We start from the raw sequence: 19,545 nt of genomic DNA, 5'->3' as shown, positions 1-19,545 counted from the left end.
ATAAAATTTAGCGTAATAAAAAAGCCAGAGTGGTTTCACTCCGGCTTTTTTGTCAGACATCGCAAAGGAAAAGCACTGGCTGAATAACGTAGAATAGAAGAGCAATTAAGCGTAATTGGCATCCACTAATTCACCAGCAACAACTTTGCTCACTTCAGCACGATTTTCTAACCATTTTACAACCAACGCTTTATCTTCTTCTGTTGCTGAACGGTAGCGATCGGCTGCGCACACAAAGCCGTCAAAAATCTCTAATCCACCACCACCGAAACAAAGACCGATGTTATCAACGTAATCAATAAACTCATCAACGAAGAGATCGTATTGTTCAAAGTCTTTGATAGACGTTGTACAGCTAACTTCAAAACCGAGGATCGCAAATTCACCTAAAAACAGTTTCTTACGGATACGGCGGTTTTTATTTTCTAGCTTGTCGATTTTCATCATATTTTCTCTCTCTGTTTGAATGCGGCATTTATACACCTTTCAGCACCATTTCCAAAATGATTCTTTATATAAACCGCCACAAGCGGACACTTTCACAACAAATTGTTTCAAGATGTGCCAAGGCAAAACAAGTTAAAACAAGCCGCTCGTCAAGCTTAGTGACGTCAAATTAAAGTCAAGAAAATCATAATTATTGACTGCTTCGCAACTTAATCTAAAAACTTCGCACAACTTTTGAGCCTGCCACCCATGCACATTTTTATTTCATAGTGCATGGTTAAATCAGCTCATTTAGCCCTTGTAAATCGTATTTTTTGAGGTGGATTTATGTTTGATTTAAACGGTGAATGGCGATTGAGCTCACCCGAGTATCCCGATATCCAAATCGCGATGACACTGCCCGGTGACCAGTATCATGCATTACTGCAAGCGGGTTTGATCCCTCATCCCTATTATGCATCCAATGAGTCTCAGGTTCAGTGGGCTGGTTTATGTCATTGGGTATTAACAAAAGCGATCACTTTAAATGCGGCAGACCTTCAGTGCCCAAACCACTTACTGGAGCTGAATAAGGTCGATACGTTTGCTGATCTATGGATCAACGGACAGAAGGTTTTACAGTGCCATAATGCTTTTCAAACCTATACCGTTAATATTCGCCCTTATCTGCAAATTGGTGTAAATCATTTTGAATGGCGATTTGAACCTGCCGCTTCGGTAGCCAAGCAAAGAGCCGATGAGCTGCCCTTTCCCATTCCGTGGGCGCAAGGGAATAATCAACTTCCTCACATGAACACAGTGCGAAAACCTCAATGCCACAGTGGTTGGGATTGGGGTATATGCCTTGCTGTTTGTGGTATTTTTGCACCAATGCAATTAAAAACGGTACAAGAATATTCACTGCTGGGTGTGGATATTGAACAAGTTTGGCATGCTTTAACACACGTTACGCTGCACGTAAGAATACGGCATAGCGAATCGCTCTCCACACCCATCACACTTACTTTTGGCGATCAAACTATTACGATCGATAGTGAGGCTTTTTGCAACCAAAGCAGTGTGGATATTGATGTCCACCATCCACATCTCTGGTGGCCAAACGGTTACGGTGACCCTTATTTATACACACTGTCTATTGCCATGGCACAGCAGCAGATCAGCCGCCAAGTTGGCTTAAGACGTCTCACGTTGCGCACTGAGCAAGATTCCATCGGCAGTGAAATGACCTTTATCGTGAATGAGGTCTCGATATCAGTGAAGGGCGCGAATTGGATACCAATGGACGCCATGCCAAGCAAAGTCAATTTTTCCCGTTATCAACAGCTGTTACGAGCCGCACAAGAAGCTCACATGAATATGATTCGTGTGTGGGGAGGGGGTGATTATGAACACGATCATTTCTATCAACTTTGCGACCAACTCGGATTATTAGTCTGGCAAGATCTGATGTTTTCCTGCGCACAATACCCTTCAACACCGAGTTTCTTAGAAGAGGTAAAGCAAGAAGTCACACAACAAATACAACGTTTGAAGCACCATGCTTGCCTTGCCATTTGGTGTGGTGATAATGAGGTGATTGGTTCATTAACTTGGTATCCAGAATCTCGAGAAAACCGTGAAAAATACCTAGTCAATTACGACCGAATCAATCGTTTTTTAGAAATCCTCGTCAATGAACAAGATCCAAGTCGCCGTTTTTGGGCAAGCTCACCTTGCAATGGTGAATTAGATTTTGGTGACGCTTGGCATGATGATAATAAAGGTGACATGCATTTTTGGGATGTGTGGCATTCAGGTAAATCTTTTGACGCTTACCATTCAATATCCCCACGATTTTGTTCAGAATTCGGTTATCAGTCTTGGCCTTCATTTAGTGAAGTGAAGCAGATTATCCCAGCAAGCGACTGGAATATCAGTGCGCCTCATTTTGAACATCACCAAAAGAATGCTCGTGGTAATAGCATCATCACCGAAATGTTTACTCGCTATTTCCGTTTCCCGAATGGCTTCCAGCAGATGCTTTATTTGAGCCAAGTTCAGCAAGCCATGGCGATTAAAACGGCTGTCGAAGCGTGGCGAGCAACCTCACCGATTTGCCGTGGCATATTATATTGGCAACTCAATGACAACTGGCCCGTCGCCTCTTGGTCAAGCATTGAGTATTCTGGACGCTGGAAGCAATTACATTATCACGCCAAACGGTTTTATAACCCGCTTTTGGCCTGTTTTTCTGAAGATGAGAAACACCTATCACTGAGAGCCATTAATGATGCGCCCGGTGAGCAATACCTTGTGGGTGACATATATTGGTTTGGATGGGAAGGAGAATTGCGAAAGCATTGGTCAATCAATGAACGACTGCCCCAAGAGAGTAACCAAATCGTGTGGCAACACACAATAAAGGATTTCACACCAGAAAAAGGAGCGATCTACTTTGTCAGTACGGATGGCCAGCGGGATAATTTTTGGCTGCCGGATGTACCCAAACGCTTGCCCTTAAAATCGGCCCGCATATTGTGTGAATATCGTGCGGGCAGTCTCTGTTTGACCACTGACCGACCTGCACTTTACGTTCACCTAGAACATGACAACGTACTACAATTTTCTGACTCCAGCTTCTTTTTGCTCCCCAACCAAATGCGGACAATCTCCTTTAGATCAGACGATAAATCTCACTTAAACTGTACTATTTATCAACTGGCTGAATGAACTGAGCCGAATAAAGACAAACGCTCAGCCTTAAGGAAGGAAACGAAAAAGAGCTGCGCATCAAGCAGCTCTTTGCAAGCTAAACCATTTTTGCTAATGCATGTTAAACATTGGCTCATGTCAAACACTGACTAATGTTGAACACCAGATGGGTTTTCACCAAATTCAGTCTGTTGATAAATATCTGCAAGGGTTTTTGCACGTTTTGCTGCCTTGCGTCGTTTCGTTGGTTCAAAGTATTGCTCGACCTGCTTCAATGTCTCTTCATGGTCTTGCGCGGATTGGACAAAGTCTGGGTTGGCTAACGCTTCTTGGCGAAGGCGGTTAACTCGTTCTAGCGTTTCCCACAACATATTTCACCTCCAACTTCACTGTGCATACATACAGCTTAGTAAAGAGTGACATAATGTCAAGCAATTAACTGTGGATTTATACAGTTAATTAAAATAAATGCTCATTATTTCAATGAGTCATTAATCTGCGAGGCCTCTTAAGGTGCGCACGTTGATTCTCGAAGCACCAGCTTACCTAGATAGCGATGTATCTTGGCATCATCCGAGCCCTTCCCTTCAGCCAATTGTAGGGCCAAGGCTACTGCGTCCTTCGTCAGTTGCTCAATGGGAAGCGATATTGTTGAGAGATTGGGCACCGAATACGCAGCCGCAGGCTCATCATCAATCCCCATCACAGAGACCTGATTAGGTACCAAAATGGCATGTTCGTAAAGTGCGCGCATTGCTCCTAGTGCCATATCATCGTTACAGGCAAAAATAGCGCTGAACTCACTCTGTTGTTCTAATAACCGTTGAACCGCGACATAACCCGCCAGCATAGAATTATCACCTTCAACAACGAGCGTGTGATCGAGCTTAATACCAGTCTGCTGCAAGCCTGACTGGTAAGCAGCAAATCGCTGTTGTCCTGTATCACTGTCCAAAGGGCTAGTGATGCAAGCAATGCGGCGATGGCCAAGTTCAAGCAAGTGATTAATCGCTAAAGAAGCGGCTTGATGCTGCTCAAAACCAAAACTATGCAAACCGACTTCTTCCAAGGTTCGATTGAGTACAATCAGTGGCACTGAAACATCAGATTGCAATGATGCCAGCTCATGATTCGACAAATGGCGGCTGTAAAGCATGATGGCGTCACAACGCTGAGTGAGCAATGAGCGCACTGCTGCTAATTCGCCTGCCGCGTTATCGTGACTGTCCATGACAAGTAAGGTCTTACGTGCTTGCTCGGCACCTTGTGCTGCTTGATGCAATAAGCTGCCAAAATAACTCCCTTGAAACTGAGGAAGTATCAGCCCAATCGCATTTGCACTGTTTGTGGCTAATGCTTGCGCCAACACATTAGGTTGATAACCCAAGGTGGACATGGCTTGTAAAACGGCTTCTCGCGTACTTGCTTTTACTTGGCCAGTTTGGTTGAGTACGCGCGATACGGTGGCTTTAGATACGCCCGCTGCTTTACAAACGTCATTGATTGTCGCCATGGTGACTCCTAATAAAAACCCCCGACTCTTGGAAGCCGAGGGAGTTTACCTAATTTCCTAAGCTGGATGAACGCTCTCAATCAACAATTATTATTGTTATTCCACGTTTATAATTGTTCGCCATTGGTTTTGATCACGGACTGATACCAGTAAAAGCTTTTCTTTTTACTGCGAGCCATTGAACCAGAACCATCATCGTGTTTGTCTACATAGATGAAACCGTAACGTTTTTTATATTCACCAGTGGTGAACGACACACAATCGATGCAGCCCCAAGGGGTGTAGCCCATGACATCAACGCCGTCTATAGCAATGGCCTTCTTCACTTCTCGTATATGTGCTTGTAAATACTCAATCCGATAATCATCTTGCACTTGGCCGCCTTGCTCATCGACTTCATCGATCGCCCCAAAACCATTTTCGACAATAAAAATCGGTTTCTGGTAGCGTTCATACAACTCAGAAAGCGCGTAGCGAAGCCCTACCGGGTCAATTTGCCATCCCCAATCAGACGCTGTGAGATAAGGGTTTAAGCGACTTTGTTTGAATAAACTGGTTGTTTCGCCTTCAGCGTTGCGATCATCAGAAACAATATTCGTCATGTAATAGCTGATCGCAAGGTAGTCGGCACAACCCTTACGCAGTATCGCTTCATCACCATCGAGCATATCAACGGTTATCGATTTTCGCTCCCATTCACGCCAAATATAGCTTGGGTAATAGCCACGAACTTGCACATCGCTGAACAAGTACTTCTCTCTCATCATTTCTTGAGAGCGGATCATATCTTCTGGACGACACGACGCGGGATAAAGCGGCATCATATGAATCATGCTACCCATTTGAAATTGAGGGTTGATCTTATGACCGAGATCGACCACTAAAGCACTGGCAATAAATTGGTGATGCATGACTTGGTACATCACCTGCTCTGGGTTGTCATGTTCAGTGAAGATCACCCCTGAGTTACAGTAGCCAAACAGTGGGAATTCCCAATTTCGCTGGTTATTGATCTCATTGAAGGTAATCCAGTATTTCACTTTCTGTTTATAACGCTCCATCACCACTTGGCTAAAGTTAACGAAGAAATCCACAAGCTTGCGATTTGCCCATCCCCCGTATTGTTGTACAAGGTGGAATGGCATCTCAAAATGCGAAAGCGTAATAACTGGCTCAATGCCGTATTTCAGCAATTCATCAAAAAGATCATCATAAAATTGTAGCCCTGCTTCATTGGGCGAGACTTCGTCACCTTGTGGAAAAATACGAGTCCAAGCAATTGAGGTTCTAAAACATTTAAAACCCATCTCAGCAAAAAGTGCAATGTCACCTTTGTAATGACTATAAAAATCAACGGCTTCATGATTAGGATAGAAATAATTTGCATCCACACCGGAGGTCATCACCCTAGGTACTTCATGCGCTCCTTTTGAGAGCACATCGACAATGCTGACCCCTTTTTCACCTTGGTTCCATCCACCTTCAACTTGATGTGCTGCTACAGCCCCACCCCATAAAAAATCTTTTGGAAAACCGTTCGTTGCCATCGTCATCTACCTCGTCTTCATTTGCTGACTCAATGTACCCTTATGTCGATCTAATATGCTATTTCACGCCATGTGGACACGTTGTATAGAAATACATCATCGCTTTGCTACTTTGCGTGACATCATAAACGATTATCTTAAAAATGTAACCGGTTTCGGAAACCGGTTACATTTAAATTAATAATTCTAATGTTCTCGGAAGAAAATACGCACTATTTGTTACTGACAAGTGGCAAACAGAGACATTCCGTAGCACTTTTGCTGTGACTACTGTATGCTTGCGCCTTTCCGCAACGTGATGCGGATCACTTCCTTATTTACATATCGAGACATTTTAATGAGTTTTGCCTCTCTGGGTTTATCCCATGCCATCCTGAAAGCCGTTGCTTCTCAAGGTTACGAAACACCATCGCCAATTCAGGCGCAAGCTATTCCAGCCGTTCTTGAAGGCAAAGATGTGATGGCAGCGGCCCAGACAGGTACCGGGAAAACCGCAGGATTTACCCTGCCCATTTTGGATCTATTAGTTAAAGGCCCAAAAGTAGGCCCCAACCAAGTGCGTGCATTAATTCTGACGCCGACACGTGAATTAGCCGCGCAAGTTGCCGACAACGTGGCAACTTACGGGCAAAATCTTCCATTACGCTCTGAAGTTATTTTCGGCGGTGTGAAAGTTAACCCACAGATGATGAAAATGCGTCGTGGGGTAGATATTTTGGTCGCGACACCGGGTCGACTGTTGGATTTATACAACCAAAATGCGATTAAATTTAACCAATTAGAAATTTTGGTCTTAGACGAAGCGGATCGCATGTTAGACATGGGCTTTATTCGTGACATTAAAAAGATCCTTGCGCTGCTGCCAGCAAAACGTCAAAACCTACTCTTTTCGGCCACTTTCTCTGATGAAATTCGCCAACTTGCGAAAGGGTTAGTTAACAACCCAGTCGAGATTTCGGTTACGCCACGCAATAGTACCGCCAAAACTGTCAAACAGTGGGTACATCCTGTAGATAAAGCGAAAAAACCAGCACTATTGATTCAACTAATCAAAGAAAATAATTGGCAACAAGCGTTGGTATTTACACGAACTAAACACGGCGCTAATCGCTTAACCGCACAACTTGAAGGCAGTGGCATCAGCGCCGCCGCTATTCATGGCAATAAAAGTCAAGGCGCACGTACTAAGGCATTGGCCAATTTTAAAAGTGGTGAGATCCGCATTTTAGTAGCAACGGATATTGCCGCTCGTGGCATTGATATTGACCAATTACCACAAGTGGTAAACTTTGAATTGCCTAACGTCCCTGAAGATTATGTTCACCGAATTGGCCGTACAGGCCGTGCAGGCGCTGAAGGAAATGCGATCTCTTTGGTCTGCGCCGATGAAGCAAAAGACATGTTTGCCATTGAGCGCCTTACCCAAAATTTACTAGAACGAATTGAGGTTGAAGGCTTTGCGCCAGTGAACAAATTACCGGCATCTCCTTCGCTACAACCGATTAAAGCGAAAAAGCCGAAAAAGAACAAACCAGAACATAATGACGGACAGCGCTCTGGTGATGTAGCAAAAGGTCACAGCATAAGCGCGAATACCAAAACTAATGACAGAAAGCCGAAAGCGGCCAATTCCACTCGTTCAAACAGCAACAAACCAAGTGCAAACCAACCCACGAGAAGCGGATCGGCTGGACAAAATAGACCTCGTAGAACAAACAAAATCGCGGCGAGCTGATATTACTCACTGACTACGACTCTCTGATTAAAAAGTAAAGGCCACTCTCATCTAGTGGCCTTTTTGCTTTTACGCGCCTTTGGGCGGTGTGAATGCGGTTAGAGAAAGTGGCTCTCCTGTATATTTCTCTATTTTCACAATTGAAGAGTTACCAGCACAGCCATTGGCTAACCTTGAAGTAGGTATGTCAGCGGTCAGTACGTTGCATCCTCCGTTTTTACATAAACCATGAGGCTTATCAAAATCAGGCCATGCCCCTTCATGAATACAGACCGAACCTTGCTTAATTCCATCCGTGATCAGCGCGCCAACTAAGACTTGGCCACGTTGATTATAAGCACGGACAAGATCGCCATCTTTGATCCCTCGAACTTTTGCATCTTCTGGATGAATCCAGATCGGTTCACGGTTTGCTATCGCATATTGTTCGCGTAGTGCCGCATAGTTTAACTGGCTATGGAGACGATGAGCCGCATGCGATGTCATCAATTGCAGTTCATCAGCTTGAGCATTCCCTACCCACTCCGTTGGCGGCATCCACATAGGATGTGGCGGGCAATCGCTATATTTGAAGCCTTCGATGGTTTTGGAGAAGATCTCAATCTTGCCACTTGGTGTACCAAGAGGGTTCAGGATAGGATCCTCTCTGAAAGAGGAATAACGCACAAACTTCGCGTTCGCTTCGTTCCATTTCATCTCAATGAGCTGATTTTGTTTCCAAAAATAGCTGAAGTTAGGCATTGCAATCCGATTCTGGCGACCGATAGCTTGAGCTCCTTTATAGAAACCAGCCAACCATTCCATTTCGGATTTATTTTCCGTATACACTGCACGTCCGCCCGGTTTTAACAGCTCCGCCATATCAGCAAATACATCAAAATCATTTCGCGCTTCAAATTGAGGCTCAATTGCCTGTTTCATCGGCACTAAATGTTGATTGCTATAATCCCCTGTCATGGTGAGATCATTACGCTCAAATGACGTCGTGATGGGCAGTACAATATCAGCGTGTTTTGCGGCCGCAGTCCAATAAGGCTCAGAGATAACGATGAGTTCAGGCTTTTGCCACGCTTTAATCAAACGGTTGGTATCTTGGTGATGAGTAAAGTTTGCACCGCCCGCCCACCAGATCATTTTGATGTTAGGAAATGTTTTCTCATGCCCGTTGTGTTGATATTGACCAGATGGGTTTTCCAACGCTTCTACAATACGAGCCACAGGAAAACTATTTACTGCTCCAGAAACGGCCCAATCATTACCCGCAGATGAACCACCGTCAATAGCCGCTGATATAGCAGGTAAAACACCCGCAGTTCGCGTTGGGTTACCGCCATTGGAATAGTGATATGAAAAGCCAAACCCACCACCGGGTAAACCGATCTGCCCTAGCATTGCAGCCAGAGTGACAAGCATCCAGTGTTTTTGTTCACCATATTGCTGACGTTGGATTCCCCAACCAGCCATGATCATAGTTCTATTTTTGCTAAAAATATCAGCCAATAGCTCTAGTTGTTTGGCAGGAACGCCACAAATTGCCTCAGCCCATTGTGCTGTCTTTGGCGTACCATCAGAATGACCTAGCAGATAAGCTTCAAATTTGTCGTAACCAGCAGTGTATTTATTCAAAAATTCGAGGTTATGTTGGCCCTTTTCAACTAATGAGTGGGCGATCCCCAACATCATCGCAACGTCAGTACCAGGATGCGGTGCAATCCACTGAGCGTTTTCACCAAAAAATTCGATGGTTTCCGAACGCATAGGATCGATAGCGATAATGGTTTTTTTAGAATGTTTGAGTTGATTAAAAAACTCAAGCCCCGCGCCGTCGGTACTGCTCCATGCTATTTTCAGTGTATTAATAGGGTTGAGCCCCCAAAGTACCACAACATCACTACTTTCAAGCACAACAGGGTAAGTTGTTTGTTGTTCATACACTTCTATCGAGCCTACAACGTAAGGCATGATGACCTGTGCCGCACCCGTAGAATAATCACCTAAATGACCCGAATAGCCTCCCGCCATACTCATATAGCGTTGCAGTAGGGTTTGGGCTTTATGTAAAATCCCACTGGATCGCCAGCCGTAAGAGCCCGCAAAAATTGACTCGGCTCCATAGGCAGTGCGAATACGAGCATGCTGTTGATGGATTAATTGCAGCGCTTTTTCCCAACTAACGCGGACGAACTCATCGTCTCCTCGTTTACCATCTGGCATATGGGGATTGGCTAGAAAACCTTTACGCACCATCGGGTATTTGACCCGCGCTTGAGTATGCACTTGATCTGGCGCTGAGGTTTGTAGACTATTGGGTACGGTTTGCGGCAATGCATTCTTGGAGGAAATAATTTTCCCATCCTTAACTTCAACCAGCATAGCGCCCCAACGCCCAGCAGTCAGTACACCAGCTCCTCGCGGTGCGGAAGCGAGAACTGGCATAGGTTTAACCGAAAAAATAGCGACCGCACCTGCAGTTGCACCAGCGCTTTTTAGAAAACTTCGACGTGTGAGAGTAGTCATCACTGAATCCTTATTTCATTTTTTATTGGGCAACAACATCTTTCGCATTATATTGGAAATATTTCGTGAGGATTTCTAGATCCTCTGCGGAAATAGAGGTACGGTCCCCCATACTTTTTGCCACAGAAGGCCACGCGTTAACCGTAAAATGGTTACTCGGAATTTTGGCATGACATGTTGAACAGTAAACATTGTCCAATTGCTCAGCGTATGCCCAAAGCGAATCCATTTTACCCAACACTGGCGTGTCGATGTCCCCGGCAAGTGTTACTTGACGCCACTGATTTCCGTAGGCATCTTCGTTATACTCTTTTACGCTCAATGCTTTTTGCCCTGCTTCAGTTAACATAGCAATCACAGCACGCTTACCTTCACCCATATACAAGACTTGTTCTGCACCTTGCATCTGATAACCACTCAATTCAACGGTGCGTTTGCCATCGCTTTCATTCAATACTTTCAGCGGCGTCGCTGGATTGATCGTTCCGAAATCAGAAATGGACGTAGATTGCATCGCATAAACAATAGAAGTGCCCACAGGGGTTAACTTAGCCTCTTCGACTAAATGGGCTAATGCTTGGCTGTCCATTTTGACTTCAGGAAGCATGTGCGCCACACCTTTATGGCAATCAATACAGGTTTGATTATTGTCGATACCGTACTGATGCATTTTTTGTGCTTGCACCGTTTGGTCGTAAATCTCCATCGCATCTTCACTGTGACATGAACGACAGGTCGCAGAATCGTTCGCTTTTAATTGCGCCCAGACAGTTTCAGCCATCTCGGCTCGATGCGCTTCATACTTTTCAGGTGTGCTGATCTTCTTGGTAATAAACTCATGATAGATATCTTTGGACGCCCTGATTTTAGTGACTAAATAATCCATAGTATCAGTGGGTATATGGCAATCAGCACATTCTGCACGGATGCCTTTGGCATTGCTGAAGTGTACCGAGCCTTGATACTCCTGAAAGGGTGCTTGCATAGTATGACAAGAGAGACAAAATTCCGTACTCGACGTTTTTTCTAAGATGACATGAGTCCCTCCAAGGCTTAACCAACCGAGCAGCACCCCAATAGCAAGAACTCCCACTATCATTCTTTTTTTAATATTCATTATTCCTCACAAATCTCAACGGATGTGGTTTTGACAGAACACGTTGCATTTATGTGATGCGCATCGTATTCCATAAGGAAATCATACCCCCAAAGAGGGATGTCAACTTGACAGTAGTCAATTTAGACAAGGAACAGGCGTGACCTATGTCACCTTTCCTATAAATTGATAAAATAGAAAATAAATAGCCACACAGATGATAGAAATTAAAAATACATAAAACACAACCGATTGATATTAAAAATAAAAGATAAAAACCCCAAAGGCCAAAAGATAGGCAGAGCCTTATCACTGATAATGTTTATTAAAAATGGTTTGAAAAGTAACAAAAATCACGAATAACCTGCTCAGATTCCTAATGATCAATTATTTTAAAATAAATGCTTTACTTTGATTGAGGACCATGCGATTATGTGTCCGCTCTGTTGAACAGGGTTATTAATGTAACAAGTAAGCCAAAGTTCCCTTTCAGATTCAATTCAAAGTGTCCTCTAGTTTCATGGTCTCATTTAAATAATTCGTCTCAAAGCAACACCTGTATTTTAAAATTTTTTATTTTTATAAGGGACATAACATGTCTAACACTACTACTGGCACTGTAAAATGGTTCAACGAAACTAAAGGTTTTGGTTTCATTTCTCAAAGCAACGGCGGTCCAGATGTATTCGTACACTTCCGCGCTATCGCTTCTGAAGGTTTCAAAACTTTAGCAGAAGGCCAAAAAGTATCTTTTGTTGTAGAACAAGGTGCTAAAGGTCCTCAAGCTGCTAACGTACGTGCTGAATAATTTCGCATGAATGTGTGAGCGTTGGCACCACGCCAGCGCTCTTATTTTTACCTAGATTATAAATTATAGTTATCAACGTTATCGCTCAAACTTCTGCTCCGTTCCCTCTGCTTATCCCGTTCGAACATTCAGCCATTTTTGCATAAACCGTTTTGACAATCCTATTTCTATCTATGTAATATTTTCATTTTTACAAAGGAGATCTACTATGTCTCGTACAACTGGTAGAAAGCGTTTTTGGTTTGCTAAATCTAAAGCAACACAAAAATTACGCTCACTATGAATATTCATTTTAATATTAAACATTGCTCTTGGAATGCGACTATTCATCAACTTAATAGTGACATATTGACACGTCATATATTAAGTCAGATAAATTGCAATTTAGACACTCTTCATCTCAATTTTATTTATGATGAAGAATCTTCTCAAGGACAAATATTGAATGCTGATGACAAGCTTATTGGCCATTTTAATATCATCGATTAATACCCAAACACTTTAATAGCCGCCGTTAAAGTTATTTGGGCATTATTCACTTATCTCAGTTTTGCTAGCACTATTTTCTGATCTAATTCGTTGTGATAGTCTTTATAATCTAAACCTACTTCAAAGATGAATTCTGTCACTAAAGTGCGAACACAATCTACCAGCTCTTTCGCATTCCATGGTTTCTCAAAATACCTATTTACACCTGCAGTGTTAATCGCATTGATCGTATCTGTGTGTGTTGCTTGCCCTGTTAGCAGAATTTTCTTTGTTTTCTTAAATCTGGAATCTGCTGCAACCTCGGTTAATAATTCGACTCCTGTCTTTCCTGGCATCACATGATCTGACATCAGCAGCGCAATATGCTCACCTTGTTCGTCAAACTCATCCATTAGATCCAATACTTCATAAGCCGATTCACAATCTTCAATATTCAACCAAGAAGTGAGTGGTTGAAGATCTTGCAGTATCGCACTTAATACTTCCCTTTGATCATCGACACAAATGATATTAAGCTTCTCCATAATCGCTCTCCGTGGGTAATTTAATTCTAAATATTGTTCTTTCATTGTCACTTTTGAGTACGACATTTCCACCATACCCAGAAACAATGCGTTTCACTATTGATAACCCTAGTCCCAAACCAAACGACAACCCTCCTTTTTTGGTGGTGAAACTTGGTTGGAATATTTTCCGTCTAGTGGCTTCGTTAATTTCAGGACCGTTATTAGCAATGGTTACCAATATACGTTGTTTACTTAATTTGGTTTGTATCTCTATCATTGGCTCTGCTATGTTAGCCATCGCATCACAGGCATTTTTGATGATGTTTACCCAAATTTGTACCAGCTCTGTCTGAGATCCTTTAAATAAGGGTAATGCAGCTGGCCTAATACGGACACTGACACGTCGTAAATCACTCTGTAATAGTGCCAATGCTCGATTGATCGTATCGTTAATATCGAACTCTTCATCTTGAGTAATTTCAGTTCGGCCCAGTTGTTTTACTGATTTAACAATACCAACAGTATGTTTAGAGGCCAAACGTAAATCATGCAAGTCACGGCCCATTTGCCAATAACGGATAGCTAAATGTGGATTTTTCAGCCAGTGCGAAGATAAGTAGTCTTCTGGAACCGCTTTTGCTAAATCTCTTGCCACATTTTTAGGCAGGGCGTATTGCTTTTCGAAAAGAGCACCTCGCCTTCTAGCTTCGTTTGACGATACTTTCTGACCATACATCAAGCCAAAATCGAAAAATAGGCTCGCTTCAGGATGAACCTCTTCGAGCAGCTCCATAAACAGTACTTCTAATCGCTCAGATTTGCTACTCACTACCCCGATGGCATTGTTCAATTCATGGGCAATGCCCGCCGCTAACTGGCCTAAGGTCGTCATTTGCTCAGCCGAATATAACCTTTCTAATGCTTTTTCTTTTGCCACTGATTCTTGAGTTGCACGTCGTTGACGGCGGGATAATTCATTCACAATAACGGGGGTAAACTGGGCGGTTAAAGGTCCATATTGATCTTCTTCTAAGACGGCCGTAGTTCGGTCGATCCAGGCAAGCTCTACCGTAGATTCAGCCACCACTGTTGAAGAAGCTATCCATTCACCAGAAAAAAAACTGTGCACGCCAATAAAAGCACCCGCACCGGCTGAAAAAACTTTTATCGGTTTATCGCCTTTTTCATTGTAATAGCCACTCAATTCTCCCGACCATACGAAATAGAGTCGATCATTATAACCTTCTTGCTCAATGACAATACTTCCCGAAGGCAGTTTCACCATCCGTTCAGGATGGCGAAAATAACGATCAATGAGTGCAACAAGTCTTTTATCCGACATAATGCTACCTAACCGATATGACCAACCGCATGAAGTAACCAAACCATAACAAAACTGAGCAGCACCCCAATCACACCGAGGACAACCCCTACTTTAGCCATTTGGTTACTTTGAACGTGCCCGGTAGCATGCGCCAACGCATTAGGTGGTGTACTGATAGGTAATGACATACCAAGTGATGCAGCAAAGGTAACCACGAGAATCAACGTAATTTCTCCACCTAATGGAGTAAGCGAAGTCATTGAAGCACCAAGCGCGGCCATAATCGGCATTAATAAGTTCGCGGTGGCGGTATGTGACATAAAATTGGCCATAATGAGGCACAAAAATGCCGCACCAAATAAAACAACGTAAGGTGAATACTGTGCAAAAGGAATGCTGTTCACCACTAGTTGCGCTAACCCCGTTTTGTCTAATGCAAGTCCTAGCGCAATACCACCAGACACTAACCACAGCACATCCCAAGAAATTTTCTTTAGATCTTCTTTGTTGATGATGCCAGTAAGAGAAAAGACAGCCACGGGTATCAGTGCAACAGTATAAGAGTTCATACCATGGGTTGAGCCCATCAACCAAAGAAGAATGGTCAGAGCAAAGGTGACATACACAATAATGGCTTTTGGTGTTTTTAAAAATTTACCTTTAATGGTCAATTCAATTTTTTGTTGCTCTGCTTTAAACATGGCGCTAATCAATACCCAAGCGAGTGCCATCATTATGATCACAAACGGCACCCCAAAGGCCATCCATTCACCAAAGGTAATTAAATTTTCACCGACCAGATATTTCAATGCGATCGCATTGGGAGGAGTGCCTATTGGCGTACCTATACCGCCAATATTAGCGGCGACCGGAATACACAAAGCAAAAGCAATTCGCCCTGGATCTTTTAGGCCAAATACTGCGATGACTGGCGTTAAGATGGAAAGCATCATCGCTGTTGTTGCGGTATTAGACATAAACATCGAGAAGATGCCAGTAATTAACATCAAGCCTAACATGACATACTTGGGGTTCTGGCCAAATGGTTTGAGCAGCACTCGTGCAAGGTTGACATCCAAACGATACTTAGTAGCGGCCATGGCTAAGAAAAAGCCACCCAAAAACAACATAATGATTGGGCTAGCAAACGTCGCCATGATATCAGTATGTTTTAGCAAGCCACCAAAATGAGCTTCTCCCTCAGCAAGCCTCATAAACCAGATACCTTTATCCGATACCATTAGGAGCTCTAACACAATCACGACTACCGATGTGGCATAGATTGGGATCGGTTCAAATACCCAACAAAGAGCAGCGAGCAAAAAGATGGCAATCACTCGCTGTTGTATTACGGTCATCCCTTCAAAAGGGAAAGCGGTCATAGGCAACAATAAAATAAGTAATGGAACTAAAATAGGGATGATAAATTTTAAGTAAGGACGCACCATATAAACTCTTCCTGAGTACTCATAGAAACGATAATTAAAGGTGTACTTGAATCTCGAACAACGTTGCCATTATGTTACAGTTACTCAGCAAAAAGTTTGGTGTTAGATCAATGAACAATGATTACCACTAAGGCAAATACTCAGAATGAGGGGTCGCTTGCAAATCCTCTCACCACTCTTAGGTGTTAAACCAATAATCAACCACCCTCACATCATTAAAATTAATCAATCGTTTTATCTTTGCACAATCAAACATCTGCTACTTTAATAGTATAGGTATCGTCAATTTATAGATAACATGATAATATCCGCGACCAATTAGGATATAGATCACATTGTCGGTAAATGGATGTTGTTCGCTCAAGCGACTTTTGACAAAAACAATCAAAGGTAACTCATTCATGTTTTTAAAAAATCTCTCCATCAGACAGAAAATTGCAGGCTCATTTAGCCTCATCGCTTTAATCAACATCCTCTTCGCTTGGTTTTTATATAGCGAACTCCAACAAGTCAAAAGTCAGTTGGTGAATTTTGCCGACGATACACTGCCTGCACTACAACACGTAGATTCAATGGGAGATAAACTCTCCTATTGGCGTCGTACGCAGTTTGCTTCCTTGCTCACCGATGATATAAACGAAGTGAAACAACGCCTAGTGACTAGCCGTCAATTACAACAAGAGGTTGATGCAGGTTTAAAACAGTATGGTAAAAGTGTTTGGCCAGGCGAAGAAGAGCAGACATTTAGAAAACTGATGAGTAACTGGGATAGTTATATAAACATTGTGACTCAGTTTAATCAGGCTTTAGAAAGCAATAATAAAAGCGATGCCCACAAACTACTGAATCAATCGCTTGAAACTTTCACGAAAATTGAAGCCGACATAAAAACGCTGATTGGCATCTTGCAAAAAGCAATGGATGGCAACAAAAGCTATATTCTTAAAGCAGTTGACACACTGAACACTTCATCAAGTATCAGTAATGTTTCCATTATCGTCGTCATGGTCATTATCACCCTCTTCTTGACTCGCATAATTTGTGGACCTTTACGATTAGTTGTTGACCAAGCAAACGCGATTGCAGAAGGTAACTTAGCAAAACAGATCGATCGTAATGCTATTGGCAATGACGAATTAGGTGAACTTGCCGATGCCTCACAAAAGATGCAGAACAATTTACGTCAACTGATCGAAGAGATCATATCCGCTGTAACACAACTGAGTAGTGCTGTAGAAGAGATGAGTCAAATCTCCAATATCTCAGCTCAAGGTATGAAAGAGCAGCAATATCAGATCACACAAGTCGCAACAGCGATGACGCAAATGAAAGCCGCAGTGGCCGATGTAGCACGCAACACGGAAGACTCAGCATCACAAGCAAGTAGTGCCAACACTAAAGCCAAAGAGGGTGCGACAGACAATGCCGCGATGGTGAGCTCCATTCAACAAGTGGCTACAATCATTTGTCAGGCTGGCGAAACCGTTGCAAATTTAGAACAACAATCGACACAAATTAACGTGGTACTTGACGTTATTCGTAACATCGCTGAGCAAACGAACCTATTGGCACTGAACGCTGCGATTGAAGCAGCTCGCGCCGGTGAATCTGGACGAGGCTTTGCTGTTGTTGCCGATGAAGTGCGCACCCTTGCAGGAAGAACTCAAGCTTCAACTGGCGAAATCACAACCATTATTGAAAAATTACAAACCATGGCAGGCGAAGCAAAAGAAGCAACCGAACGTTCGCGCGTCAGCATTGACTCTTGCGTCGTTCAAGGAACTCACTCGCAGCAATTGATGGTTTCAATTGAAAACTCAGTAGCTCAAATTGCGGATATGGGAACACAAATCGCCAGTGCTTGTAGTGAACAAGATTCCGTTGCCGATGAACTAAGCCGCAACATTGAAAATATTCATACGGCTTCACAAGAAGTCGCGCAGGGTTCAGAACAAACGGCGCAAGCTTGCCACGAACTCAGTCAATTATCGGTCACATTGCAAGACGCAATGGGGCGTTTCAAACTTAACTAAAATAGAGTCAGCCCCTAACGGGGCTTTCTTGTTTTTACTTACCTAGGAGATAGAATGAATTTCAAAGCCTCTTTTCTTACACTGTCAATTGCCATGGCTTTACCCTCTTTTTCAGCGACTTCTGCACCTTTAAGCCTTAACGTCAGTGAGCCTTCTATACAAGAAATTCAGCAATCCAATACTTGGCTTGAGATCGATCTTGGCCAATTCAAACAAAATATTGAGCAGTTTAAGAGCCACATCAACAGCCAAACTAAAATTTGCGCCGTGATGAAGGCTGATGCTTACGGCAACGGTATTCGCGGTTTAATGCCAACGATTCTCGCACAAGGGATCCCTTGTATCGCAATTACCAGTAATGCAGAGGCTAGAGCCGTACGTGAGAGCGGGTTTAAAGGCCAGTTGATGCGTGTTCGCTCTGCGAGCATTGATGAAATCGCACAAAGTGTCGAGTTAGATATCGAAGAGCTAATCGGTAGCAAAATACAAGCTGAGCAACTCGCTCAGCTAAGCCAGCAAAAAGGTAAAACGATAAGAGTACATTTGGCATTAAATGATGGCGGTATGGGACGCAATGGTATCGATATGTCAACCGATGCAGGAAAACAAGAATCGATTGCGATTGCTACTCAAAGTGGCATACAAATTGTTGGGATAATGACGCATTTCCCCAATTACAATCCAGACGAAATCCGCAGTAAGTTGGCCAGTTTTAATACCAATTCAGCTTGGTTGATTCAGCAAGCAAACCTAAAACGCGATGAGCTGATTTTGCATGTTGCCAACTCCTACACTGCTCTCAATGTACCAGAAGCACAACTTGATATGGTACGTCCTGGCGGCGTCCTATATGGCGACTTACCAACTAACCCGGAATATCCGTCAATCGTCTCATTCAAAACACGTATTGCGTCATTGCATCATCTTCCTAAAGGAAGCACTGTTGGCTATGACAGTACATACCGCGTAACCAAAGAGAGTGTTTTGGCAAATCTGCCTGTTGGCTATTCGGATGGTTACCCAAGAAAAATGGGCAATCGCGGTGACGTATTGATTAACGGTCAACGAGCAAAGGTGGTTGGAGTAACCTCAATGAACACCACATTGGTTGACGTAACCGATGTGAAAGGCGTCCTTCCTAATCAGGAAGTCACCTTGTTTGGCGCGCAAAAGCAAGGCCGAATCACTGTCAGTGAGCTGGAAGAAAATGCAGAGCTCATATTCCCTGAACTGTATACGATTTGGGGAACGGCAAACCCTCGTTTCTACATCCACTAAGCCAAGCCCACTTATTTATCTTTTGGTCCGTGAGTGTTTTGCACTCACGGTATCCCCTTTTAATTCACCGCTCGTTGTTCCTATTAACCCCTTTATTTTTCAGGCATAATCGG

The 19,545-nt window shown here is 43.2% G+C and carries 15 protein-coding genes; 6 read left to right on the top strand and 9 right to left on the bottom strand.

The features are described from left to right. Positions 1-105: 105 nt before the first annotated feature. Positions 106-444: a YggL family protein gene (locus NB504_RS16525; protein ID WP_026028717.1), complete on the bottom strand. Its 339-nt coding sequence runs from the start codon at positions 442-444 to the stop codon at positions 106-108. A gap of 330 nt (positions 445-774) precedes the next feature. On the opposite strand from NB504_RS16525, the gene NB504_RS16520 reads away from it, so the two are divergent. After that, complete coding sequence (locus NB504_RS16520) at positions 775-3,156, top strand: glycosyl hydrolase 2 galactose-binding domain-containing protein (RefSeq protein ID WP_258429343.1); 2,382 nt, start codon at positions 775-777, stop codon at positions 3,154-3,156. A gap of 131 nt (positions 3,157-3,287) precedes the next feature. Here NB504_RS16520 and NB504_RS16515 read toward each other — a convergent pair whose 3' ends face one another. The 3 genes from NB504_RS16515 to NB504_RS16505 form a co-directional block, all read right to left on the bottom strand. After that, positions 3,288-3,509 (bottom strand): hypothetical protein, encoded by a 222-nt coding sequence (locus NB504_RS16515; RefSeq protein WP_010319365.1) that lies wholly within the window; start codon positions 3,507-3,509, stop codon positions 3,288-3,290. 137 nt (positions 3,510-3,646) lie between these two features. After that, positions 3,647-4,651 carry a LacI family DNA-binding transcriptional regulator gene (locus NB504_RS16510; RefSeq protein ID WP_258429342.1) on the bottom strand — a complete coding sequence of 335 codons (1,005 nt, stop codon included), beginning with the start codon at positions 4,649-4,651 and terminating at the stop codon, positions 3,647-3,649. A gap of 107 nt (positions 4,652-4,758) precedes the next feature. Then, on the bottom strand, positions 4,759-6,198 hold the full coding sequence (locus NB504_RS16505; RefSeq protein ID WP_258429341.1) for a 6-phospho-beta-glucosidase: 1,440 nt from the start codon (positions 6,196-6,198) through the stop codon (positions 4,759-4,761). 274 nt (positions 6,199-6,472) lie between these two features. Here NB504_RS16505 and NB504_RS16500 point away from each other — a divergent pair, with 274 nt between their 5' ends. Beyond that, positions 6,473-7,933 carry a DEAD/DEAH box helicase gene (locus NB504_RS16500; protein WP_017042471.1) on the top strand — a complete coding sequence of 487 codons (1,461 nt, stop codon included), beginning with the start codon at positions 6,473-6,475 and terminating at the stop codon, positions 7,931-7,933. A gap of 69 nt (positions 7,934-8,002) precedes the next feature. On the opposite strand, the gene NB504_RS16495 is transcribed toward NB504_RS16500, so the two are convergent. Continuing rightward, on the bottom strand, positions 8,003-10,450 hold the full coding sequence (locus NB504_RS16495; protein WP_258429340.1) for a molybdopterin guanine dinucleotide-containing S/N-oxide reductase: 2,448 nt from the start codon (positions 10,448-10,450) through the stop codon (positions 8,003-8,005). 22 nt (positions 10,451-10,472) lie between these two features. Further along, the gene (locus NB504_RS16490) at positions 10,473-11,567 is read right to left on the bottom strand and encodes a NapC/NirT family cytochrome c (protein WP_094126923.1); all 1,095 of its coding nucleotides are present in this window, start codon (positions 11,565-11,567) and stop codon (positions 10,473-10,475) included. Positions 11,568-12,141: 574 nt separating this feature from the next. On the opposite strand from NB504_RS16490, the gene NB504_RS16485 reads away from it, so the two are divergent. Continuing rightward, a complete protein-coding gene (locus tag NB504_RS16485; RefSeq protein ID WP_010317961.1) occupies positions 12,142-12,354 on the top strand; it encodes a cold-shock protein in 213 nt (70 codons plus the stop codon). A gap of 279 nt (positions 12,355-12,633) precedes the next feature. Beyond that, positions 12,634-12,843, top strand: a complete 210-nt coding sequence (locus tag NB504_RS16480) for a hypothetical protein (RefSeq protein ID WP_013856790.1) — start codon at positions 12,634-12,636, stop codon at positions 12,841-12,843. Positions 12,844-12,893: 50 nt separating this feature from the next. Here the strand turns inward: NB504_RS16480 and NB504_RS16475 are convergent, their stop codons facing one another. From NB504_RS16475 to NB504_RS16465, 3 genes are read right to left on the bottom strand one after another with little or no spacing between them, the layout of a single operon-like run. Beyond that, positions 12,894-13,367, bottom strand: coding sequence for a response regulator (locus NB504_RS16475; protein WP_010317964.1), 474 nt, complete (start codon positions 13,365-13,367; stop codon positions 12,894-12,896). Further along, positions 13,354-14,691: an ATP-binding protein gene (locus NB504_RS16470; RefSeq protein ID WP_017044755.1), complete on the bottom strand. Its 1,338-nt coding sequence runs from the start codon at positions 14,689-14,691 to the stop codon at positions 13,354-13,356. Before NB504_RS16470 ends, NB504_RS16475 begins: the two co-directional genes overlap by 14 nt. Positions 14,692-14,699: 8 nt before the next feature. Beyond that, the gene (locus NB504_RS16465) at positions 14,700-16,118 is read right to left on the bottom strand and encodes an SLC13 family permease (protein WP_258429409.1); all 1,419 of its coding nucleotides are present in this window, start codon (positions 16,116-16,118) and stop codon (positions 14,700-14,702) included. A gap of 404 nt (positions 16,119-16,522) precedes the next feature. Here NB504_RS16465 and NB504_RS16460 point away from each other — a divergent pair, with 404 nt between their 5' ends. Continuing rightward, positions 16,523-18,154, top strand: a complete 1,632-nt coding sequence (locus NB504_RS16460) for a methyl-accepting chemotaxis protein (RefSeq protein ID WP_258429334.1) — start codon at positions 16,523-16,525, stop codon at positions 18,152-18,154. 54 nt (positions 18,155-18,208) lie between these two features. Further along, entirely contained in the window at positions 18,209-19,432 is a 1,224-nt protein-coding gene (gene alr, locus NB504_RS16455; RefSeq protein ID WP_013856786.1) for an alanine racemase, read from the top strand. The last annotated feature ends 113 nt before the right edge of the window (positions 19,433-19,545 follow it).

It is taken from the genome of Vibrio sp. RM-69-4 (assembly GCF_024743775.1).
Lineage (GTDB): Bacteria > Pseudomonadota > Gammaproteobacteria > Enterobacterales > Vibrionaceae > Vibrio > Vibrio anguillarum.
The sequence above is the reverse complement of the archived record's forward strand: the minus strand, read 5'-3'. Positions and strand labels throughout refer to the sequence as shown.